Source organism: Mycobacterium sp. BK086, from assembly GCA_004362315.1.
Classification (GTDB): Bacteria; Actinomycetota; Actinomycetes; order Mycobacteriales; family Mycobacteriaceae; genus Mycobacterium.
Map to the genome: position 1 here is coordinate 742,725 of SNWL01000004.1, position 20,844 is coordinate 763,568.

Consider the following 20,844-nt stretch of genomic DNA (forward strand, 5'->3'; position numbering starts at 1 on the left):
CCTCAACTGAAGGCGATCGCTGCACCGATGGTCCCGATCCACGCCAGCAACAGCAGCTGGAGTACCCGATCCTTCAGCGCGATGTCCTCGGGTTCACCGGCCATTCCACCGTCGACATCGACGGCGTACCGCAGTATCGCGATGGTGATGGGGATGATCGTGATCGCGTACCACGACGCGTTCGCTCCGTCCCGTTCGAAGGCCCACAGGCTGTAGCAGACCACCATCGCGGTGGCCGCCACGGTCCACACGAAACGAAGGTAGGAGGCTGTGTAGCTCTCCAGTGACTTGCGGATCTTGGCGCCGGTGCGCTCAGCGAGTTGCAGTTCGGCATAACGCTTTCCGGCCACCATGAACAGTGAGCCGAAGGTCATCACCAGCAGGAACCACTGCGACAGCGGGATGCCTGCCGCGGCGCCGCCGGCGATGGCACGGATCAGGTACGCCGACGACACGATGCAGATGTCCAGCACCGCTTGGTGTTTGAGCCCGAAGCAGTAGGCGAGCTGCATGGCGATGTAGACGGCGATCACGATGAGCAGATTCACCGACGACAGCAGTGAGAGCGCCAACGCACCGATCCCCAGCACGACGGCCAGTGAGTAGGCCAGCGATTCGGGGACCACGCCGGCCGCGATCGGGCGGAACCGTTTGGTCGGATGCTGACGGTCGGCCTCGACGTCACGCGAGTCGTTCACCAGATAGATGCAGGAGGCCGCTAGCGAGAACGAGACGAACGCGATCAGGATCTTGATCGCGACCTCTTTGTAGTCGTACTCCACGTTGCCGCCGAGTGCGGCGATCGGGGCGAGCAGCACGAGCAGGTTCTTGACCCACTGGCGCGGGCGGATGGCCTTGATGATTCCGCTGAACAGATTGCTCGGCGGACCGGCGACCGACTTCGCTTCCTCACTCATGGGCGGTTCAGCGTCTCCTTCTGCGGCGAGGCGAAACAGCTGACGCTCCGCGCGACGACCGCGCCGACTGCTGCCCCGGCAACGACATCGGACGGGTAATGAACGCCGAGTACCAGTCGCGACAGGGCCATCGCGGGGATCACGACCAGCGGCAGCCGTGACCGGGTGGCCCGGCTCAGCAGCATAGCCGCGGCGGTCGTGGAGGTGGCGTGGGCAGAGGGAAAGCTCAGGGCGCTGGGCGTGCCTACGTTCACCGCGACTGCCGGGTGGTGAGGCCGCTTGCGGCGCACCACCAACTTGATCGCGATCGCGGCGGCATGTGCGATCACCGCGCCGATACCCACCAGCGCCCACTCGCGGCGGCGCTTCGGCATGGCCAGCGCGCCGAGCGCCGACACCGCCATCCAGCCCTGGGCGTGCTCACCGAAGTGCGACATCGACCGGGCCACCTCGATGACCGGGGGCTTGCCCAGCGCAGACTGGACGGCGACCAGGACCGCGACTTCTCCGCTCGCGGGCGGCGCAACCGGCTCCGGCAGGCTGCTGTCAGGCATCGGTGGTGGAGTTCTCGAGCAGCACCGTTTCCCACTTCTCCTTGCTGGTCAGCGCCGGCAGCGACTGCCGGTAGACCTTGCGCATCCGGTTGAACTGGCGGGCCAGACGCAGCTGACGGCGCGTCGAAGCACGCAGCAGCGCAAACATTTTCGCGCGGTCGCGCTGCCGGTAGACCACGCCACGGCCATCGGCGGTGGTGACCGTGACACCATCGACCCGGCACAACGAGAACCACCGGGCGTCCTGGGTCGCGACATTGATCTGCGGGCGCTCGTGGTGCACCGGATGGTGCGCCTTGAGCTGATGGGCCACTCCACGGGCGAGCCGCAGGGAGATCGACACCGGGTTGGTGGGGATGCTCACCTTCTTGCGCCACCGCTTGTCCGAAGGGGTCGGCAGCGTTGTCGCACTGGGCAGCACGACGGCATCGGGGTACTCCGAGCGCATCTGACGGATCTCAGGCAGCGCCGACTCCAGGATGGAGAAGATGTGATCCGGCCCCTCGAGGAAGTCGTCCATCGCCTTGTTTTGGATGGCGACCGTCGAATATTCAAGGCAGAGAAGGTGTTTGAGCGTAGCCTTCATGTGGCTCGCGATCAGCCCCCGGACGTTTCCGTCCCAGTGCATGGCGGCCACCACCAACCGGTTGCGCAGGTGGAAATAGGCCTGCCAGTCGATCGCGTCGTCCTTGTCGCTCCATGCCATGTGCCAGATCGCGGCACCGGGCAGGGTGACGGTGGGATAGCCGTGCTCGCCGGCCCGCAGACCGTAATCGGCGTCGTCCCACTTGATGAACAACGGCAGCGGCTGGCCGAGTTCCTCGGCGACCTGGCGCGGGATCATGCACATCCACCAGCCGTTGTAGTCGACGTCGATGCGGCGGTGCAGCATCCGGCTGCGCTCGCTCTCTTCGTCATTCAGCGGGTACTTGGCGAAGTTGTGGTCGTACTCGGTGTTGATCGCGTTGGTCCACATGAAGTTCTCGGCGGCCACCATCTCGCCCATGACGTGCAGGTGCGACGGCTCCTGCAGGTTGAGCATCTGGCCGCCGACGAGGGTCGGCGTCTTGGCGAACCGGTTGAGGGCCAGCGCCCGCAAGACTGAATCCGGTTCGACGCGAATGTCGTCGTCCATGAACAGGATCTGTTCGCAGTCGGTGTTCTTCAGCGCCTCGTACATCACCCGGCTGTAGCCACCGGAACCACCGAGGTTGGGCTGGTTGTGAATCGTCAGGCGCGTACCCAGTGCCGTTGCCGCGGCGTCGAAACCGGGGTGGTCCTTGGCCTTCTGGGTGCCTTGATCGGACACGATGACAGCGGTGATCACGTTGTCCACCAACGGATCTGACGTCAATGCCGTCAGTGCGTTGACGCAGTCGGCGGGTCGGTTGAACGTGGGGATGCCGACCGCGACGCTGGCCCGGCCCGGCGCGGGCACGGGCGCGTACCAGCCCGCGCTGTGCACCGTCGTCCTGCTGTCGGTGGTGATGTCGAACCAGATCCAGCCGCCGTCTTCGAAAGGCGCGAGGTCGATCTCGAACTCCGCGGAAGTCGGGGTGTCCGCGTCCGGACTGGTGACTTCGGTGCCCCCGACGGTGATTCGGGCTCCAGTCGCCTTGGAGCGGTAGACGTCGACGCGTGCCGATCCGGTCAGTTCGACACGCAGCACCACCGACTCCAGTGTCGACCAGCGCCGCCAGTAGCTCGCCGGGAAGGCATTGAAGTACGTCGCGAACGACACCTCGGACTCCGCGCCGATCTCCAGCGTGGTGCGAGTGGGCGCGTGCGCCCGGCGCGCATTGGTGTCGGACTCTTCGATGTACAGCTTGCGGACGTCGAGCGGTTCACCGGGACGCGGGAGGATCACCCGTGCCAGCAGGCTGACGGCCTTGGTTTCGCCGGCTGCGATCGGGCCGGACGGAATCTCGCTCATTCTGTGCTGCTTTCAGTCAGCGGCGCCCCGTCGCGCAGGTGTGGCGCCAGGACGTTGTCGTACATGCTCAAGGCGCTGGCGATCGCCATGTGCATATCCAGGTATTGGTATGTGCCCAGCCTGCCACCGAAGAGGACTTTCGCCGCGGAGGTCTCCTGCCGGGCCCGGGTGCGGTAGGCGGCCAGTAGTGCGCGATCGGATTCGGTGTTGATCGGGTAATACGGCTCGTCCTCGTCGGCGGCGAACCGGCTGAACTCCCGCATGATCACCGTCTTGTCGGTCGGGTAGTCACGCTCCGGGTGGAAATGCCGGAACTCGTGGATGCGGGTGTAGGGCACGTCGAGGTCGTTGTAGTTCATCACCGGGGTGCCCTGAAAATCGCCGGTCGGAAGCACTTCCAGCTCGAAATCCAGTGTGCGCCAGCCTAACCGGCCCTCCGCGTAGTCGAAGTAACGATCCAGCGGCCCGGTGTAGATGACAGGCGCGTCCGGGCTCTGCGCCCGCAACTCGTCACGGACGTCGAACCAGTCGGTATCGAGCCGGACCTCGATGCGGTCGTCGGCGGCCATGTTTTCCAGCCACTGGGTGTAGCCATCGACCGGCAGGCCCTCGTAGGTGTCGTTGAAGTAGCGGTTGTCGAAGTTGTAGCGCACCGGCAGGCGATTGATGACGGCGGCCGGGAGCTCTGCGGGGTCGGTCTGCCACTGCTTGGCCGTATAGCCCTTGACGAACGCCTCGTAGAGCGGGCGGCCGATCAACGAGATGGCCTTCTCTTCGAGGTTGGCGGCCTCGTCGGTCTTGAACTCGGCGGCCTGCTCGTCGATGAGCTGGCGGGCTTCGTCGGGAGTGAAGTACTTGCCGAAGAACTGCGCCACCAAGCCCAGTCCCATCGGGAACTGGTAGGCCTGACCGCCGTGCATCGCGAATACCCGGTGCTGGTATCCGGTGAAGTCGGTGAACTGGCGGACGTAATCCCACACCTTCTTATTGGAGGTGTGGAACAGGTGCGCGCCGTACTTGTGGATCTCGATGCCGGTCTGCGGCTCGGGCTCGGAGTAGGCATTGCCGCCGATGTGCGACCGGCGCTCGACGACCAGCACACGCTTGCCGAGCTGGGTCGCCACCCGCTCGGCGATCGTCAAGCCGAAGAAGCCGGAGCCGACGACGAAGAGGTCGAAGGGGCGGGAATCGACGGGAGCCTTTGAAGAGGTCATCGGGCCCTAGGTTATCCGACGGCCAGGGTGTGACCCGCATCGCAAGCCCACGCGCCAACCGGAAATCAAGAGGGCCCGTAACGAATCCAGGTCGCAATTGGCTCACGATTCAGCATCGTCACTTTAGTCACAACAGTCTCACTCGTACCATCGATCACGTTGGCTTCGGATCCGGCGCACGGCCGTTTCCCGGACCTTACGAAGTAGTTCAGACACGAACGTTGTCTAGATATTGAGGAGACTTCCGTGCCTAACAGCCGTCGACGCAAGCTCTCGACAGCCATGAGCGCAGTCGCCGCATTGGCCGTCGCAAGTCCTATTGCCGCTATTGGCGTGGTCGAATTGACCGCCACCCCGCAGAAGGCACCCGAGCAGCGCGAGTTCGTCCGCGCCGCGGTGGTGACCGACCTGCCGAACGAGATCATGTCCGCGCTGCAGCAGGGTCTGTCGCAGTTCGGGATCAACCTGCCGCCGCTGCCGACGGGCCTGAGCCCGGCCGGTGCCCAGCCGGCGCAGGCCGGGCCGACGCTGACGACGCCGAGCCTGAGCACGCCCGGTCTCACCACGCCGAGCCTGACCGCACCGGGATTGACCACGCCTGGTCTGACCACCCCAGGGCTCACCACGCCGAGCCTGAGCACGCCGGGCTTGACCACGCCGAGCCTGAGCACCCCGGGCCTGACGACTCCTGGCCTGACCACGCCCGGGCTCACTACACCCAGCCTGAGCACGCCCGGTCTGACGACACCTGGTCTGACCACCCCCGGTCTGACCACGCCGAGCGTCTCCACGCCTGGATTGACGGTGCCGCCGGCGTCGGCGTCGCTGACCGATCCCGGGCTGACCAACCCCGCGCTGACCACTCCCCAGCTCGGTGCCGCGACCCCGTCGTTGTCGACCCCCGGGCTGACCAGCCCGTCGGCAACCGGTCTCGGGCTGCCCAATGAGATGCCGATCACGGCGCCCGCGGCGGGTACCTACCCGATCCTCGGGGATCCCTCGCTGGCCATGCCGGCCGCGCCGGCCGCCTCCGGCGGGATCATCAGCGACCTGAGCAGCGCCGCCAACCAGCTCGGCGTCGGACAAGCGATCGATTTGCTCAAGGGTGTGGTCATGCCGTCGATCACCCAGGCAATGCAAGGTGCCTCGGCGGCCGCCGCCGCTGCTCCGGCAGCAGCACCGGCCCCGGCGGGTTAACGAAGACCTGCGTCGGAACGGCACCGCAGGGTGGGTCAGGCCGCTAGGTCAGTGAACCCGGAGAGGCCCCTGCGGTGCCGTTGCAGGTCACAAGTATCACTTTCTTCACACTGGCCCGTGTCGAAACAGTGGTATCAGAAGGCACATACGTAACATCGCCTTGTGCTGTCCCGTCGACCCGCGCCGTCGATCGTGTTCACCGCAATCGCGGCGACCGTCGTCATCCTGCCGTGGGCTGTCACCGGTGTGCCCGGCTCGGAGCACAAGGACGGACCGAACGCCGCTGAGACGGTGCTGTCCCAGCAGCCGCTGACCGGCCTGGGCGGTGGGCAGACCATCCGCGAAATCAGCCAGTCGACACCGTTCTCCCTGGTGGCGTTGACGGGTACCGACCTCACCGGGACATCGGCCCGGGTGCGCGCCAAGAAGGTGGATGGAAGCTGGGGTCCGTGGTACGACGCGGAGACCCTCGAGTCGAACGCCGACGACACGCAGCACGGCGGACCGCGCGGTACCGATCCGGTGTTCGTCGGGACCACGACCTCGGTGCAGATCGCGGTCACGCGCCCGGCGAACGCCCCGATCACCAGCGCACCGCCCGAGACCGGACTCGACGCCGGCAAGGAGCTGGGCTATGTGCCGGCGACCGCCGAACAGCCGTTCGCGCAGAACATCTCCGCGGTGCTGATCACCCCGCCGAAGGCGCCCGTCGACTCGCAGTGGCAGCCACCGACCGCTGCCCTGGGACCGGGCCAGCCGCCGAACATCATCAGCCGCGCCCAGTGGGGTGCCGACGAGCACATCCGTTGCGGAAATGCCCAGTACGGCCCCGGGATTCGCGCGGCGGTGGTCCACCACACAGCTGGCAGCAACGACTACGCGCCGGAAGACTCCGCAGAGATCGTCCGCTCCATTTACGCCTACCACACCCGCACGTTGGGCTGGTGCGACATCGCCTACAACGCCTTGGTCGACAGATACGGTCAGGTCTTCGAAGGCCGGGCCGGTGGCATCACCAAAGACGTACTCGGTTCTCACACAGGCGGATTCAACAGCGATGTGTGGGGCGTAGCGATGATCGGCGACTTCGAGGACGTTCCGCCCACCGACGTCCAGATCCGCACGGTAGGCAGGCTGCTCGGCTGGCGGATGGGTCTGGACCACGTCAACCCGTTGGGCACCACGATGTTGCGGTCCGCCGGAGGCGAATACACCTTCTTCTCCGCCGGCGCCACCCCCACGCTGCCGACGATCTTCGCCCACCGCGACGTCGGCAACACCGAATGCCCGGGCAACGCGGGTTACGCCGCCCTCGGCCAGATCCGGGACATCGCAGCACGATTCAACCGGCCGCCTGACCTGATGGAGTCGCTGCGCGGAGGCGCCATCTTCGCCAAATGGGAAGCCATGGGCGGCAAGGACGGACCGCTCGGCGAGCCGACCTCTCCGGAGGCCTCGGCCGATGGTGCCGCGCGGTACGTGACGTTCGAGCGCGGTGCCATCTACTGGTCGCCGAGCACCGAGGCTCAGCCGCTGACCGGAGCGATCTACGAAGCCTGGGCCTCACTGGGTTACGAGCGCGGTGCGCTGGGCCTGCCCACCAGCGGGGAGATCCAGGAACCCGAGTGGATCGTGCAGAACTTCCAGCACGGCACACTGAACTTCGACCGGCAGACCCACAACGTCCTGCGGGTGGTGGACGCGTTGACACTGGTCATGCCGCCGCCGTCGGCTGAGGGACCGCCGGTGCAGCTGGAGCGGTTCAGCCGCGCCGCGAACCCGGTGCTGGAAGCGCCTGCCAACTAAGGCTTTACAGCCACCAACGTTCGAGAACCCTGGCCAGTCCGTCCTCCGCGTTCGATGCGGTCACCTCGTTGGCGGCCGCAACCGCCTCGGGGTGTGCATTGCCCATCGCCACGCCGTGGCCGGCCCAACGCAGCATCGGTATGTCGTTGGGCATGTCGCCGAACGCCACCACGTCTTCTGCGGTGATGCCAAGTGGGTGCGCCACCTCGTCCACGCCGGTCGCCTTGCTGGTGCCGAGCGGATTGATCTCGATCAGGCCGTTGTTGGTGGAATAGGTGATATCCCCTTGTATCCCAATGTGTTTGACGAGTTCAGCGGCCATGTCCGAACTGCGAGCACCGGCCTTGCGGATCAGCAGCTTCACCGCGGGCGCGCTCAACAGATCCTCCATCGACACCTCGGTGTTGTCCGGGTTCAGCCAGGCGTGCTCGTAACCGGGTGAGCTGACGAACTGCGGTGTCGCCGAATCGTGCGCACTGCGGCCGACACGTTCGACAGCCAGGCCGGCCCCGGGAATCACCCGGGTGGCGATCTCGGCGAGCTCGGTGAGCACGTCGACAGCCAAGGTGCGCGCGGAGATGATGCGGTCGTGCTCGGCGTCGTAGATCACCGCGCCGTTGGCGCACACCGCCATCGGGGCGAAACCCAGCTCCTCGACCACCGGCGGCACCCACCGGGGCGGACGGCCTGTCGCCAACACGAATTGGGCACCCGCCGCCACCGCGGCACGCACCGCCTGCCGGGTGCGCGGCGTGACGCGCTCGTCCTCGTCGAGCAGGGTGCCGTCCACGTCGGTGGCGATCAGAGCGGGCAGCATCAGTGATGCTCCCGGGCGCGTCGTGCGCGTTCGGCCAACTCGGCCTCGTCGAGTTTCTTGGCCTCGTCCAGGCTCGGAGCTCCGCCGCCGAGGCCCTCGGGCACCCAGTACTCGCCGGCCGGATGCGGATATGCCACCTGGACCTCGCGCAGGATCGTGCTCATCTGATGTTTGAGCGCGGCATCCAGCTCGGCGGCGGTCCCCACCGGCAATATCGGCCTGCCGAACCGGACGGTGAACGGAATCTTTTTGCGGCGCAACTGCTTCGGATGGTCCTTCGTCCACACTCGATGGGCGCCCCACACGATGCACGGGATGATCGGGACCCGCGCCTCCAGCGCCATCCGCGAGGCGCCGCTCTTGAAGTCCTTGAGGACGAACGCCCGGCTGATGGTCGCCTCCGGGTAGACCCCGACCAGCTCCCCGGATCGCAATTGGTGGACGGCTTCGGCGTAGGCACGCGCTCCGGCCTGCCGATTCACCGGGATGGTCCCGGTGTGCCTGATCAGAAAGTTCACGATCCGGACGTCCTGCATTTCGGCCTTGATCATGAACCGGATGCGGCGCTTGCGCGCGCGGGTGCCCAACGCGGCGGGCAGGAAATCGACGTAGCTGGTGTGGTTGATCGCGATCACGGCGCCACCGCGCGCGGGAACGTTCTCGAGACCCTCGAAGGTGATCGTCGTCCCCGCGGCCCTGACCACCATCGAGGCGACGATCTCCAGGGTGCGGAAAACCGGCTCCATGCCTACCCCGGTGACCCGGGCGGATCGGCCCGCTGGGCCCGTTTGGCCGCTTTCTCCGCGGCTTCGGCCTGCTCCATCACGGCCGCTTCGGCCAAGGTCGGCGCGCCGCCGCCCAGCCGGTGCGGGACCCAGAACTCTCCGGCAGGGTGCTGGCCGTAGCTGTCCTGAACACGTTCGAGCAGGTGCTGCATTCTCGAGTGCAGCAGCGCGGTGAGCTCGTTGGCCGGCAAGGTCGGCGGGATGGGCTCGCCAACCGCGATCGAGATCGGCACCTTGGGCCGCCACATCTTCCGGGGATGGCCCTTGGTCCAGATGCGTTGAGCGCCCCACACGATGTGCGGGACGATCGGCACGTCCGCGGCGATCGCCATGCGTGCCGCTCCGGACTTGAATTCCTTGAGCTCGAAGCTGCGGCTGATCGTCGCTTCCGGGTACACGCCCACGAGCTCGCCGGCCTTCAGCGCCAGGCACGCCGCGTCGAAGGAGGCGGCGCCGGCATCCCGGTCCACCGGGATGTGCCGCAGGCTGCGCATGATCGGCCCGGTGGCCTTGGAGTCGAAGACCTCGCGCTTGGCCATGAACCGCACCTTGCGGCCGCGGTGTTGCAGGTAGGCGGGCAACCCGGCGAAGGTGAAGTCGAAGTAGCTGGTGTGGTTGATGGCCACGACCGCCCCGCCGGTGACGGGCAGGTTCTCGACACCGGTCACGTTGAACTTGATTCCTTGCACACGCCAGGTCAGGCGGGCGAGCTGGATGACAGTCCCGTATACCGGTTCCACAGCGGTTAGCCTAGCTCGCTGGCATTCCGCCCCGCCCGGGGACCGCTAAGCTCAGTTGGGGTGCAGCGACCAGGGGAAAGGGTATTCGTGCAGGTCACCAGCATCGGCCACGCCGGTTTTCGAATCGACACCCAGGCGGGAAGCATCCTCTGCGACCCGTGGCTGAACCCAGCGTATTTCGCATCGTGGTTCGTCTTCCCGGACAACAGCGGCCTGGACTGGGCCGCTCTGGGCGACTGCGACTACCTGTACGTCTCGCACCTGCACAAGGATCACTTCGACCCGCAGCTGCTCGCCGAGTACGTCAACAAGGACGCCGTCGTTTTGCTGCCGGACTTTCCGGTCCCCGACCTCAGACGCGAACTGGAGAAGGTGGGCTTCCACCGGTTCTACGAAACGACCGACTCCGTCAAGCATCGGCTCAGCGGCCCCAAGGGCGAGCTGGACGTGATGATCGTCGCGCTGCGCGCGCCTGCCGACGGGCCCATCGGCGACTCGGGACTGATCGTCTCCGACGGCACCACCACCGTGTTCAACATGAACGACTCGCGGCCGCTGGCGCTCGACGTGCTGGCCGATGCGTTCGGCCACATCGACGTGCACATGCTGCAGTACTCGGGGGCGATCTGGTACCCGATGGTCTACGACATGCCCGCGCGCGCCAAGGAGTCGTTCGGCACCCAGAAACGTCAGCGCGGGATGGACCGGTGCAGGCAGTTCATCTCCGATGTCGATGCGACATGGGTGATTCCGTCGGCCGGGCCGCCGTGCTTCCTGGATCCCGCGCTGCGCGATCTCAACGACGACCACGACGATCCCGCGAACATCTTCCCGGACCAGATGGTGTTCCTGGAGCAGATGCGACGCAACGGCAATGACGGCGGGCTGTTGATGATCCCCGGCTCGGTCGCTGAATTCACTGGTAAACAACTGGATTCACTTACCCACCCGATTCCGGTCGCCGACGTGGAGGCGATCTTCACCACCGGTAAGGCCGACTACATCGCCGACTACGCCGAGCGGATGGCACCTGTGCTGGCCGCCGAGAAGGCCTCGTGGGCGCCGGCGGCCGGCGAGTCGCTGCTGGAGCCGTTGCGGGCGAAGTTCGAGCCGATCATGTTGCAGAGCGATCAGATCTGCGACGGTATCGGCTACGCGGTGGAGCTGCGAGTGGGTCCGGAGACAATCGTGGTGGACTTCCCGAAACGTGCTGTGCGCGAACCGATTGCCGATGAGAGATTCCGCTACGGCTTCGAGATCGCGCCGGAACTGGTGCGCACGGTGCTCCGCGATGACGAACCGGACTGGGTCAATACGATCTTCCTGTCCACCCGCTTCCGGGCGTGGCGGGTCGGCGGGTACAACGAGTATCTGTACACCTTCTTCAAGTGCCTGACCGACGAGCGGATCGCCTACGCCGACGGCTGGTTTGCCGAGACACACGACGACACCGCGGACGTGGTTTTGGGTGGGTACACGATGCAGCGCCGCTGCCCGCACCTGAAGGCGGATCTGTCGAAATTCGGTGTGGTGGAAGGTTCGACGCTGACCTGCAACCTGCACGGCTGGCAATGGAACCTGGAGAACGGGCGCTGCCTGACCACCAAGGGCCATGAATTGCGGTGCTCTCGGACATGAGCGCGCCTCCGCAGCAGTACTACGACGACGGTCTGGTTCAACTGGACCGCTTCGCACTGACGTTGCGGCGCTACCACTTTCCGTCGGGGACTGCGAAAGTGATTCCCCTGCAGGCGATCAAGGGGTACAAGGCCGAGCCACTGGGACTCTGGATGCAGCGCTTCCAGCTCTGGGGCAGTTCGGATCCCCGACGCTGGCTGCCGCTGGACATCTACCGGCCGATCAAGTCCACGCTCGTCACCCTCGACGTGCCGGGCACAACTCCGAGTCCCGCGTTCACCCCGGTCAAACCGCGGGAGTTCTTGAAGGTGCTCGAGGAGTTGCTCGCGGCCACCTAAGCTCAGCGGATGCTAGAGCTGCTCACCAAAGGCACCAGCACACCGGCACACCCGACGCCGCTGCTCTTCGTCCATGGCGGCTGGCACGGCGCGTGGTGCTGGGCTGACAATTTCCTGGATTACTTTGCCGGGCAGGGCTTCCTCGCCGCCGCGGTGAGCCTGCGCGGTCACGCCGGCAGCGCGTCGGCCAAACCGCTGAAGTCGTGTACGGTCGCCGACTACGTCGACGATGTCGCGGCCGCGGCAACCGAGCTCGGTGCCAGCCCGGTGGTGGTCGGGCACTCGATGGGCGGCTTCGTCGTGCAGAAGTACCTCGAAAAGTACCGCGCCCCAGCGGGAGTGCTGATGGCCTCGATGCCGTCGCGCTCGGCGCATCGGCTCGCGGTGGCGTTACGCATCATGCGCCGTCATCCGGCGGTGTCTTTTCGCGCCTACAGCGTCGGGACCGTCGCCGATCTGGTCAACACCCCGCAACGGGCGCGCGAACACTTCTTCTGTGACAGCACACCGGAATCCGTGGTAGCCGATTGTGCACAACGTCTGCAAGCCGAGAGTCATCACGGCGGAGGTTTGCGGATGCGGTTCACGCCGGGTCTCGTGACATCGCCGCTGCTGGTGCTCGGCGCCGAGCATGACCGGGCTGTGAGCGTCCGCGCGGTGCGCGCGACGGCCCGAGACTACGGAACCACGGCCGAGATCTTCACCGGTATGGGGCACAACATGATGCTGGAGCCGGGCTGGCCGCTGGTGGCCGAGCGGATCCAGACCTGGCTGGCGGGCTTGAGTATCTAGCGGTCGTGTTCGACGCCGTCATCGTGGGCCCATTTCGCCCACCAAGAGGCGGAGCTTTCGGCGGGCTCGTTGGGTTGCGACAATCGGCGGATGGCACCACGAACGCACGCCGAGACCGACGAAATGCGGCGATCTACTCGCACTTTCGCTGCGAATCGTCGGTTTGGCGAGAGAAAGAAGGGTTAGGGCTGCCAGACCAGTTGGCGCAGTTCGGATGCCGCGTCGCTGTCGGTGTCGTACACCCGCACGATCGCCTCGTCACCCGGCTGCAGGTACGTGGACTCCCCCAGCTCCGTGTAGCGCGTCGCACCGATACCGATCAGCACCTTCTGCGGCCGGCCGGAGGCCACCATCAACGCGCCGACATCCTCCAAAGGTGTATCGGGCGAACCCTTTTGGTTGGCCAGCCGCTCGACGATCCAGTCCAGCAGCACTTCGCCGTAGTACGAGTAACCGAGCAGCGGGCTGTCCACTCCGTACTCGTGGTGCACGCCGTCGGCGGTGCGCAGATGACACAACAGCCGCAACGTCGCGGTCGGTCCGTCCGGGGTCAGGTCACTGATATCGAAGAACTGGTGCGCAACACCTTTGGACGACGGGCCCCAGTTCTTCTTGTAACTGATCTTGGGCGCGTTGGGGCGGCGAATCGAGCAGTCGTTGAACGCGCCGAGCGCAAAGGGCCGCAGCGTGACGACCGTGTCGCCCTCCCACACCACCTCGCACGCCAACCCGACCTCGGGCTCGATCTGCAGGTTGAGCGGACCGTCGGCCTCGCTCGCCTCGGGCACCATCAGCGCGTCGTGCGAGAGCGGGAACTCCCCCAGGAAGCTGTCGTGACCAGGCGCGTACCACGGGAAGATGCCCTTGGGTGCGACGCCTTCACTGGCGACATTGACGAAATCGACTGCTTCACCGGCTTGTTCGAGGTGGCCGGCGAAGTTGCCGGCGACGCCGAAGCCGAACCAGCTCTTGACCTCGTCGAGGTCGAGTTCGATCACGGTTGCAGGACCTCCGTCCCAACGTAAGGCACCAGGGCGGCGGGAACCCGCACGCTGCCGTCCGGCTGCTGATGGTTTTCCAGGATCGCGACCAGCCACCTCGTGGTGGCCAGCGTGCCGTTGAGCGTCGCCGCGATCTGCGGCTTGCCGTTCTCGTCGCGGTAGCGGGTGGCCAGCCGGCGGGCTTGGAACGTCGTGCAATTCGACGTCGAGGTCAGCTCGCGATAGGCCTGCTGGGTGGGAACCCATGCCTCGCAGTCGAATTTGCGCGCTGCCGAGGAACCCAGATCGCCGGCGGCCACGTCGATCACTCGGTAAGGCACGTCGATGAGCTCGAGCATCTGACGCTGCCAGCCCAGCAGCCGCTGGTGTTCGGCCTCGGCATCCCCGGGACGGCAGTAGACGAAGCCCTCCACCTTGTCGAACTGGTGCACCCGAATGATGCCGCGGGTGTCCTTGCCGTAACTACCCGCCTCGCGCCGGAAGCACGACGACCACCCGGCATACCGCAGCGGGCCGCCCGACAGATCCAGGATCTCGCCGGAGTGATAGCCCGCCAGCGGGACCTCCGAGGTGCCGACCAGATAGAGGTCGTCCTCCTCGAGGTGATAGATCTCGTCGGCGTGGGCTCCGAGGAATCCGGTGCCGGCCATCACTTCCGGACGCACCAGCACCGGCGGGATCATCAGGGTGAAGCCGTTCTCGGTGGCCACCCGCACCGCCAGCTGCAGCAGGCCGAGCTGGAGCAGCGCCCCGCGGCCGGTCAGGAAGTAGAACCGAGAGCCCGACACCTTGGCGCCGCGCTCCATGTCGATGAGCCCCAGCGCCTCGCCGAGTTCGAGGTGGTCCTTCGGGTTCTCGATCTCCCGGGGCCGGCCCACGACGTCGAGCACGACGAAATCGTCCTCACCGCCGGCAGGGACACCGTCGATGATGACGTTCTGAATGCCCATGTGCGCGCTCGTGAAGGCCGATTCGGCCTCGCTCTGCGCGGCTTCGGCGGACTTGACCGCGGCGGCCAGTTCCTTGGCCTGCTCGAGCAGCGCGGGCCGCTCGTCCGGGGACGCCGAACCGACCTTCTTACTGGCGGCCTTCTGCTCGGCCCGCAGTGAATCGGCGGTCGATATCGCCGCCCGGCGCGCGGTGTCGGCGTCCAGAAGAGCGTCGACGAGGCCCGGGTCCTCACCACGGCTGAGCTGGGACCGCCGTACCGCATCGGGGTCGTCGCGCAGCAGTTTCAGGTCGATCACGCCCGCAACCCTAGCTATTGCCGTCGGCCGCCGCGTCGGCCCCTCCGGCCGAACACACAGCACAACCCCATAACAGTACAACTGCATCACTTGTCACACGGCTGCGCGCGGCTGCCACAATGGAGGCGATGTTGCAGTTATCCGAGCGTGAGGACGCGTCGCCCGAGCTGCCCGAACCGGGCGCGCCGCGGCGCTCCTTCCTGGGCACATTTGCGGCCACCTCGACCCGCCGTGCGCTGCTGCTGACCGCGCTCGGCGGCCTGCTGATCGCCGGTGTCGTCACCGCCCTGCCCATCGGATTCAACAACCGCCTCGCCGGATACGCCGGCTCCGACCCCCTGTCTGGTGTCAAAGGCACAAAGGCGTTCGCCAACGCCAAGGCGGGCAGCTGCCTGAACTGGCCCGGCAAGGATCCCGACTCGGCCACGATCGTCGATTGCAAGAACGATCACCGCTTCGAGGTCGCCGAATCGGTCGATATGCGGACCTACCCCGGCACCGAATACGGGCCCGATGCCGCGCCGCCCACGGCCGCGCGGATCCAGCAGATCAGTCTCGAGCAGTGCCAGCCCGCCGTCGAGCGCTACCTCGGCGACAAGTTCGATCCCAACAGCAAGTTCACGATCAGCATGCTGTGGTCCGGCGACAAGCGCTGGAAGGAGGACGGCGAGCGGCGCATGCTGTGCGGCCTGCAGCTGCCGGGTGCCGACGGGCAGCAGCTCCAATTCAAGGGCCGGGTGGCCGAAGTCGACCAGTCCAAGGTCTGGCCGGCCGGTACCTGCCTCGGCATCGACCCGCCCACCAACCAGCCGACCGACGTTCCCGTGGACTGCGGCGCACCGCACGCCATGGAGGTCACCGGTGCGGTGAACCTGGCGGAGAAGTTCTCCGGCGGCCTGCCCTCGGATGCCGACCAGGACGCGTTCATCAAGGACGCCTGCACCCGGATGACCGACGCCTACCTGGCACCGCTGCAGTTGCGCTCCACCACCCTGACGCTCATCTACAGCACGATCTCGCTGCCGAGCTGGACCGCGGGCAGCCATCAGGTGGCCTGCAGCATCGGCGCCACCCTGGGCAACGGCGGCTGGGCGACGCTGATCAACCCGGCCAAGGGCGCGCTGCTGATCAACGGGATGCCCCCGATTCCGCCGCCCGACATCCCTCAGGAGCGCCTGAGCCTCCCGTCGATCCCGTTGCTGCCCAGCGTCCCGACGACGCAATACTCACCGTCGACCAGCGACAGCAGTCAGTCCAGCCAGTCGACGCAATCCACCCAGACACAGCATCTGCCGCAGCAGTCCACCCAGCAGACGCAGGCCCCCACCTCGACGGCGGCTCCCACGACCGACGGCGCCCCGCCACCGCAGGACGGCAACGTGCTCAACGGCCAGTTCGTGCCCGCACAGCCGGCGCCGCCGCCTGTCGACGCGCCTCCGATGGACGGCCCGCCGCCGCCCGCGGGCCCGCCGCCCGGTCCGGCGGACGTACCTCCTCCGCCCGCTTAGTGTCCGTCCGGATGGACCCGCAGCGGTTCGAGGAATTGGTCGGCGACGCACTGGATCTCATTCCACCCGGACTTGCCAAGGCGATCGACAACGTCGTGATCCTGGTCGAGCCCGCGAACCCCGAGGATCCCGACCTGCTCGGCCTCTACGAGGGCGTGGCGCTCACCGAACGCGATTCCAGTTACGCCGGATCACTTCCTGACACCGTCACGATCTATCGGGAACCGTTGCTGGACATGTGCGATACCGAGGCCGACGTGGTCGAGGAGGTCGCGATCACCGTAATCCACGAGATCGCACACCATTTCGGGATCGACGACGATCGACTTCACGAATTAGGCTGGGGCTGAACTACTTTCAGCGTGCCGGATCGCCGTTCCAGCTGAAGCTGTTGACATACTTGCCCATGTCCTGAGCGATCTGCACATTCGCCGCCGACGGCAGCCCGGGACCGAAATCCGGACCGAACGCGTGATAGGGACCCACCGCGCCGGCCACCAGCGCCAGGTCGTTCTTGACCGAGACCAGCAGCACTGTGCGAATGCGGATGTAGCTGTTGCTCGTTCCTTGTGGCCACGAGTCGGCCACCTCCCCGTAGCCGGGCTGATAGCCGACCATCGCATTGGGGATCTCGTAGGCGATCTTGGCATCGGGGAACTTCTGCTTCAACAGATCCCTGGCGATCGTCTGAGCGTTGCGCCCTCTGGCCGGCTCCGAGAACAATTGCAGGACACCGGTATCGCCGCCGGTGAACTTCGCGGTCACCCCGTTGCCCTTGGTCTCGATCTCGTACGCCGAGCCCGGCGCGGGGTAGGACACCGAGAACGACCCGTCAGCCGCGGTGAAGCGGGGCAGCCCGGTCACGGGTGTGCCCATCGGTGGGGCGCCACATTCCGGCGGGCACATGTAGCGCGGCACCTTCTTGGTCACCGTGAGCGACACCCCGACCAATACCAGAGCGACGACGACGATTCCGGCGGCCCACAGCCCGAGGGTGCGGCGGAACCGGACCCGACGACCAGTTTCGGGGACGAGGTAGTTTCCGCGGGGCAGCGCATAGCCCGGGAACTCTTCCTCCTCGGAAGCGCCCGAGGGTTTTGTCACGACCCCTCCGCGGCGACCCGCACCGGCCGCGCCTCACGACGCTCGTTCCGCGACGCGCGTGACGACGCGCGCGTCGCCACCCCGCAGGCCGGGCAGAACGCCATATCCGGCACGACATGCTGGCAGTGGATGCACAGGAGCGGCTCGTCCTGGTCGATCGGATCGTGCGCCTCGTGCATCAGCGCGAGCTGAACCGCAATGCGCAGCAACACCAGCACGACCAGAGTCAGGACGACGTGGACGGTAAGCATCTGCAGTTGCGGCATGCCCATGATGTCGGTGACCGCGGCGCCGGTGTGAATCAACACGACCACGATCGCCAGGAAGAACAGCATCGCGCGGATCCGGCCGGGGTGCTCGTGCGGGTTGGAGTCCTGCCCCTTGAACCACAGGGCGATGCCGATCATGCCGCCGGCCACCGCCGCGGTCAGCGGGATCGTCACACCGCACAGGATCGCCTCGACGAGCAGGCTCAGGAAGGGACGGCTGTGAACGAGCAGTCCGGTGGCGAACTGCGGAGCCAGTCGGGTCAGCGTCGCCCCCGCGGCGAACATCAGTGCCGCCAGCGCGCCGATCACGAAGCCGTCCAACGACTCTCGCGAGGTGGGCCGTAACAGGCGCACCAAGACGGTCGGCACGAGCATGAGGATCATCCCGCCGGCGGGGATCATGATTCCTTCACGCATGAGGTGATGGATGGCCAGGCCGGCGGCCATCGGGACACCGTAGGCTTTCGCAACCATCTGGCCTGTCAACAGCACCCAGCCCACCCCGAGTGCCGCACCCAGGGTGCCGGCCAGCACCATCGACCACACCGACATGTCGCGGTAGACGGCCGACTCGCTGAGGTAGAGCAGGAACAGCAGCGGCAGTCCGAGAGCGGCGACGGTGATCAGCGCCGCCGGCATCTTGACCACCGCGAACAGCACCAGGCCGACGAGGATCAGCGCGACACCCACCCGGAACGGGGTCCGGGATCGCTGGGGCAGATGGGGGAACAGTGAGCTGGTGATCGCGGGCCGGAGCACGCTTTCGCCCGGCGATGCGCCGAAGACGTCGCCCCGCAACGCGCGCAGCCAGCGCGGTCCGCGCGTGGCCTCGGAGGCGAGATGGCCGCCGCAGTAGCCGCAGAACGCCCCTGCCGGGACGTCCATCTGGCAGACGCCGCACTCCATCACTGGGACGTCGTCGTCGTCCGGGGCGGTCATCCGACCACTTTCTGGGTCACGAGAATATTCTGCGCCAGATTTTCGACATTGGGCGTGCCCAGGCCGGTCACCAGGTCATAGCCCGGTCCGGCATTGGCCACCGCGTTGCCGCCGAGGACGACATCGCGGAACGCGGGCAACGGGGTGCCTTCGGCGATGGTGTAGAGGATCGGGTTGATATTGCCGATCAGCGAGCCTCCCTTGTCGACCACGTATTGATTCATCAATGCCGTCAGCCCGGCCCAGATGGGCGCGGCCAGCGACGTGCCGCCGCCGATGATCAGATTCTGGTTGAAGACGATCTGCACACCGGTGAACGGGTCGGCGACCGCGGCGATGTCCGGGGTGAGGCGCTTACCCTCACCGCCCGGGACATTCAGGGCCCGTTGCCAATCCGGCCGCTCGTAGAGATTGGACACCCCACCACCGGTGCCCTGGGACAGCGGCGGGTCGAACCAGGATTGCTCGGCCAGCCAGTCGCCCTTGTCATCGGTGGACACCGTGGTGCCACCCACGTCGGTCATCTCCGGCAGCGAGGCCACCGCATCGAGCCCGACGTCGTTGTTGCTCGGCGGCGACGACCATTCGTCGCCGCCCTTGCAGTCGAGCCCGGCCAGGTCGCCGCTGGCGTCGAAGGCCGTCGTGCCCGAGCGGTGCGCGGCCGACAGCGCCGCCCGCACGGGCACCAGATCGGCGGCGGTGATGAGCTTGTCGCAACCCCAGCCGATGGAAAAGCTCCACACCGCACCGGGATAGCTCTTTTCGGTGTCCTCCATCAGCTTGGCGATCTTCTCGTACGATCCGTCGCCCTCCACGGTGGGCCGGGCGTTCACCAACACCTTCTTGGCGTCCGGGGCGATCGCGTGGATCGCCTCGAGATCCATGGTCGCCTCGCCGCGGCGTGCCTCGGGCATGCCGCCGACGACCTCAGGGGTGAACTTCGGCAAGTTGAAACTGGTCGCGAAGGTGTCGAGGTCGGCTTGGTCGACGCCGTCGAAGGCGAAGACGACGACGGTCGTGCCCTTGCCGGTGTAGCCCTTCTCGTGCAACGGCATCGCGTTGTAGGTGCGCAGCAGGGCGCTGGGGTTCAGGCCTTGATCGGGAACCTCCAGCGGCAGCATCCACACCTTCGATTCACGGTGCGGCGTGTAGCCGAGGATGCGGCCGAGTCCGGACACTTCGATGCTGAGCGACTGCGGCACGGAGGGCTGCTGGGGCGAGGCGTAGAAGACCTGGCCGCGCTTGCCGCGGTAGTCGTGGACGTCGACATCGAAGGCACCGGACACCGCGTCGGGTGCGCCTTCGAGGATCGCCCAGCTGTCTCCGGGGCGCCAACGCACAGAGAGGTTTTGGCGGTCAGCCCATCCCATCAGAAGGTCAGGGCGAGAATCGTCGCGCAGTGCGGCGGTCAACTGAATGTGGTCGGTACGGGCCGGACCAAGGTCGACGGAGCTGGCGAGGAGAGACGCGTACGGGCCGCTGATCATCCCGGAATCGGCGGGTGCCGAAGACCGATGGAGATCAGCGACCAGTACAGCGGCTGCGGTCAGCATCCCCACCAACCCCACCGCTGACAACGTGCGAAGGCGCTGTGCCCCGATCATTGTCGGCGGAGGGTGGCTATGGACGGATGCGGACCGTGCGGCTTAGTTGCCGCCGGTGATGACGTTGCCGGGCAGCGCGGTCGGCGCCGGCGGGGCCTTGACAGTGGGCGTGAAGGAGTTGGCGCCACCAGGCGACACAGCCTTCTCCGTGGGCGACGGCGCAGGCGCGCTCGTCGTCGTGGTCGGCGTGGTGCTCTCCGGCGCCTTGTCCTTGTCCTTACCGCAGGCGGTCAGCGTGCCCATGCCGACGATCGCGAGCCCGCCAGCACAAAGCGCAATCTGTCGAGTCAAACGACCTGACATCATGATCAGTCCTTACTTCTCAAGCCGGGATTAATTAATGCGTCGCTGGCTGGCCCGGCAGTAAACCAGCCCACCCCCGAAGGGCCGAGGACACTCAAGATAACTCACCGCCCCAGCAATTGCATAGCAACTTTCGCG

20 protein-coding genes are annotated in these 20,844 nt (G+C 66.5%); 7 read left to right on the top strand and 13 right to left on the bottom strand.

All coding sequences use genetic code 11. The features are described 5' to 3' along the window. Positions 1-2: 2 nt before the first annotated feature. The 4 genes from EV580_RS14320 to glf are packed head-to-tail and all read right to left on the bottom strand — an operon-like array spanning position 3 to position 4,618. Positions 3-917 carry a decaprenyl-phosphate phosphoribosyltransferase gene (locus EV580_RS14320; protein WP_133691826.1) on the bottom strand — a complete coding sequence of 305 codons (915 nt, stop codon included), beginning with the start codon at positions 915-917 and terminating at the stop codon, positions 3-5. Then, positions 914-1,471, bottom strand: coding sequence for a phosphatase PAP2 family protein (locus EV580_RS14325; protein WP_133691827.1), 558 nt, complete (start codon positions 1,469-1,471; stop codon positions 914-916). Before EV580_RS14325 ends, EV580_RS14320 begins: the two co-directional genes overlap by 4 nt. Continuing rightward, complete coding sequence (locus tag EV580_RS14330; protein ID WP_133691828.1) at positions 1,464-3,404, bottom strand: glycosyltransferase; 1,941 nt, start codon at positions 3,402-3,404, stop codon at positions 1,464-1,466. Before EV580_RS14330 ends, EV580_RS14325 begins: the two co-directional genes overlap by 8 nt. After that, positions 3,401-4,618, bottom strand: coding sequence for a UDP-galactopyranose mutase (gene glf / locus EV580_RS14335; protein WP_133691829.1), 1,218 nt, complete (start codon positions 4,616-4,618; stop codon positions 3,401-3,403). Before glf ends, EV580_RS14330 begins: the two co-directional genes overlap by 4 nt. A gap of 246 nt (positions 4,619-4,864) precedes the next feature. Between glf and EV580_RS14340 the strand changes: the two genes are divergently transcribed. Together EV580_RS14340 and EV580_RS14345 are read left to right on the top strand one after the other, a co-directional pair. Beyond that, a complete protein-coding gene (locus EV580_RS14340; RefSeq protein ID WP_133691830.1) occupies positions 4,865-5,815 on the top strand; it encodes a hypothetical protein in 951 nt (316 codons plus the stop codon). 162 nt (positions 5,816-5,977) lie between these two features. Beyond that, entirely contained in the window at positions 5,978-7,621 is a 1,644-nt protein-coding gene (locus EV580_RS14345) for an N-acetylmuramoyl-L-alanine amidase (protein ID WP_133691831.1), read from the top strand. Between the two features lie 4 nt (positions 7,622-7,625). Here the strand turns inward: EV580_RS14345 and EV580_RS14350 are convergent, their stop codons facing one another. Genes EV580_RS14350 through EV580_RS14360 form a run of 3 tightly spaced genes read right to left on the bottom strand, consistent with a single transcriptional unit; the run spans position 7,626 to position 9,963 of the window. After that, positions 7,626-8,438 carry an HAD family hydrolase gene (locus tag EV580_RS14350; protein WP_133691832.1) on the bottom strand — a complete coding sequence of 271 codons (813 nt, stop codon included), beginning with the start codon at positions 8,436-8,438 and terminating at the stop codon, positions 7,626-7,628. Then, on the bottom strand, positions 8,438-9,184 hold the full coding sequence (locus tag EV580_RS14355; protein ID WP_133691833.1) for a lysophospholipid acyltransferase family protein: 747 nt from the start codon (positions 9,182-9,184) through the stop codon (positions 8,438-8,440). Before EV580_RS14355 ends, EV580_RS14350 begins: the two co-directional genes overlap by 1 nt. A 2-nt stretch (positions 9,185-9,186) precedes the next feature. Next, positions 9,187-9,963, bottom strand: a complete 777-nt coding sequence (locus tag EV580_RS14360) for a lysophospholipid acyltransferase family protein (protein WP_133691834.1) — start codon at positions 9,961-9,963, stop codon at positions 9,187-9,189. 87 nt (positions 9,964-10,050) lie between these two features. Here EV580_RS14360 and EV580_RS14365 point away from each other — a divergent pair, with 87 nt between their 5' ends. Genes EV580_RS14365 through EV580_RS14375 form a run of 3 tightly spaced genes read left to right on the top strand, consistent with a single transcriptional unit; the run spans position 10,051 to position 12,731 of the window. Further along, positions 10,051-11,601: an MBL fold metallo-hydrolase gene (locus EV580_RS14365; protein WP_133691835.1), complete on the top strand. Its 1,551-nt coding sequence runs from the start codon at positions 10,051-10,053 to the stop codon at positions 11,599-11,601. Further along, positions 11,598-11,939 (top strand): hypothetical protein, encoded by a 342-nt coding sequence (locus EV580_RS14370; protein ID WP_133691836.1) that lies wholly within the window; start codon positions 11,598-11,600, stop codon positions 11,937-11,939. The genes EV580_RS14365 and EV580_RS14370 overlap by 4 nt, the downstream gene beginning before the upstream one ends. A gap of 9 nt (positions 11,940-11,948) precedes the next feature. Further along, the gene (locus EV580_RS14375; RefSeq protein ID WP_133691837.1) at positions 11,949-12,731 is read left to right on the top strand and encodes an alpha/beta hydrolase; all 783 of its coding nucleotides are present in this window, start codon (positions 11,949-11,951) and stop codon (positions 12,729-12,731) included. A 182-nt stretch (positions 12,732-12,913) separates the two neighbouring features. On the opposite strand, the gene EV580_RS14380 is transcribed toward EV580_RS14375, so the two are convergent. Further along, the gene (locus EV580_RS14380; protein ID WP_133691838.1) at positions 12,914-13,729 is read right to left on the bottom strand and encodes a DUF5718 family protein; all 816 of its coding nucleotides are present in this window, start codon (positions 13,727-13,729) and stop codon (positions 12,914-12,916) included. Beyond that, positions 13,726-14,979 carry a serine--tRNA ligase gene (gene serS / locus EV580_RS14385; protein WP_133691839.1) on the bottom strand — a complete coding sequence of 418 codons (1,254 nt, stop codon included), beginning with the start codon at positions 14,977-14,979 and terminating at the stop codon, positions 13,726-13,728. The genes EV580_RS14380 and serS overlap by 4 nt, the downstream gene beginning before the upstream one ends. Positions 14,980-15,098: 119 nt before the next feature. Between serS and EV580_RS14390 the strand changes: the two genes are divergently transcribed. Beyond that, positions 15,099-16,487 carry a septum formation family protein gene (locus EV580_RS14390; RefSeq protein WP_133691840.1) on the top strand — a complete coding sequence of 463 codons (1,389 nt, stop codon included), beginning with the start codon at positions 15,099-15,101 and terminating at the stop codon, positions 16,485-16,487. After that, positions 16,487-16,837 carry a metallopeptidase family protein gene (locus EV580_RS14395; RefSeq protein ID WP_166654700.1) on the top strand — a complete coding sequence of 117 codons (351 nt, stop codon included), beginning with the start codon at positions 16,487-16,489 and terminating at the stop codon, positions 16,835-16,837. The genes EV580_RS14390 and EV580_RS14395 overlap by 1 nt, the downstream gene beginning before the upstream one ends. Before the next feature lie 7 nt (positions 16,838-16,844). On the opposite strand, the gene EV580_RS14400 is transcribed toward EV580_RS14395, so the two are convergent. Genes EV580_RS14400 through EV580_RS14415 form a run of 4 tightly spaced genes read right to left on the bottom strand, consistent with a single transcriptional unit; the run spans position 16,845 to position 20,709 of the window. Next, positions 16,845-17,591 (bottom strand): hypothetical protein, encoded by a 747-nt coding sequence (locus EV580_RS14400; RefSeq protein ID WP_133691842.1) that lies wholly within the window; start codon positions 17,589-17,591, stop codon positions 16,845-16,847. Then, a complete protein-coding gene (locus EV580_RS14405; RefSeq protein WP_133691843.1) occupies positions 17,588-18,799 on the bottom strand; it encodes a zinc ribbon domain-containing protein in 1,212 nt (403 codons plus the stop codon). The genes EV580_RS14400 and EV580_RS14405 overlap by 4 nt, the downstream gene beginning before the upstream one ends. After that, entirely contained in the window at positions 18,796-20,403 is a 1,608-nt protein-coding gene (locus EV580_RS14410; protein WP_133691844.1) for a S53 family peptidase, read from the bottom strand. Before EV580_RS14410 ends, EV580_RS14405 begins: the two co-directional genes overlap by 4 nt. Positions 20,404-20,445: 42 nt before the next feature. Next, positions 20,446-20,709 carry a hypothetical protein gene (locus EV580_RS14415; RefSeq protein ID WP_108052722.1) on the bottom strand — a complete coding sequence of 88 codons (264 nt, stop codon included), beginning with the start codon at positions 20,707-20,709 and terminating at the stop codon, positions 20,446-20,448. Positions 20,710-20,844 lie beyond the last annotated feature (135 nt).

Bases quoted from the DNA above. Each gene is read 5' to 3' on its own strand.
- EV580_RS14320 (WP_133691826.1), bottom strand. From the start codon at position 917: ATGAGTGAGGAAGCGAAGTCGGTCGCCGGTCCGCCGAGCAATCTGTTC.
- EV580_RS14325 (WP_133691827.1), bottom strand. From the start codon at position 1,471: ATGCCTGACAGCAGCCTGCCGGAGCCGGTTGCGCCGCCCGCGAGCGGA.
- EV580_RS14330 (WP_133691828.1), bottom strand. From the start codon at position 3,404: ATGAGCGAGATTCCGTCCGGCCCGATCGCAGCCGGCGAAACCAAGGCC.
- glf (WP_133691829.1), bottom strand. From the start codon at position 4,618: ATGACCTCTTCAAAGGCTCCCGTCGATTCCCGCCCCTTCGACCTCTTC.
- EV580_RS14350 (WP_133691832.1), bottom strand. From the start codon at position 8,438: ATGCTGCCCGCTCTGATCGCCACCGACGTGGACGGCACCCTGCTCGAC.
- EV580_RS14355 (WP_133691833.1), bottom strand. From the start codon at position 9,184: ATGGAGCCGGTTTTCCGCACCCTGGAGATCGTCGCCTCGATGGTGGTC.
- EV580_RS14370 (WP_133691836.1), top strand. From the start codon at position 11,598: ATGAGCGCGCCTCCGCAGCAGTACTACGACGACGGTCTGGTTCAACTG.
- EV580_RS14375 (WP_133691837.1), top strand. From the start codon at position 11,949: ATGCTAGAGCTGCTCACCAAAGGCACCAGCACACCGGCACACCCGACG.
- EV580_RS14390 (WP_133691840.1), top strand. From the start codon at position 15,099: ATGGAGGCGATGTTGCAGTTATCCGAGCGTGAGGACGCGTCGCCCGAG.
- EV580_RS14405 (WP_133691843.1), bottom strand. From the start codon at position 18,799: ATGACCGCCCCGGACGACGACGACGTCCCAGTGATGGAGTGCGGCGTC.
- EV580_RS14410 (WP_133691844.1), bottom strand. From the start codon at position 20,403: ATGATCGGGGCACAGCGCCTTCGCACGTTGTCAGCGGTGGGGTTGGTG.
- EV580_RS14415 (WP_108052722.1), bottom strand. From the start codon at position 20,709: ATGATGTCAGGTCGTTTGACTCGACAGATTGCGCTTTGTGCTGGCGGG.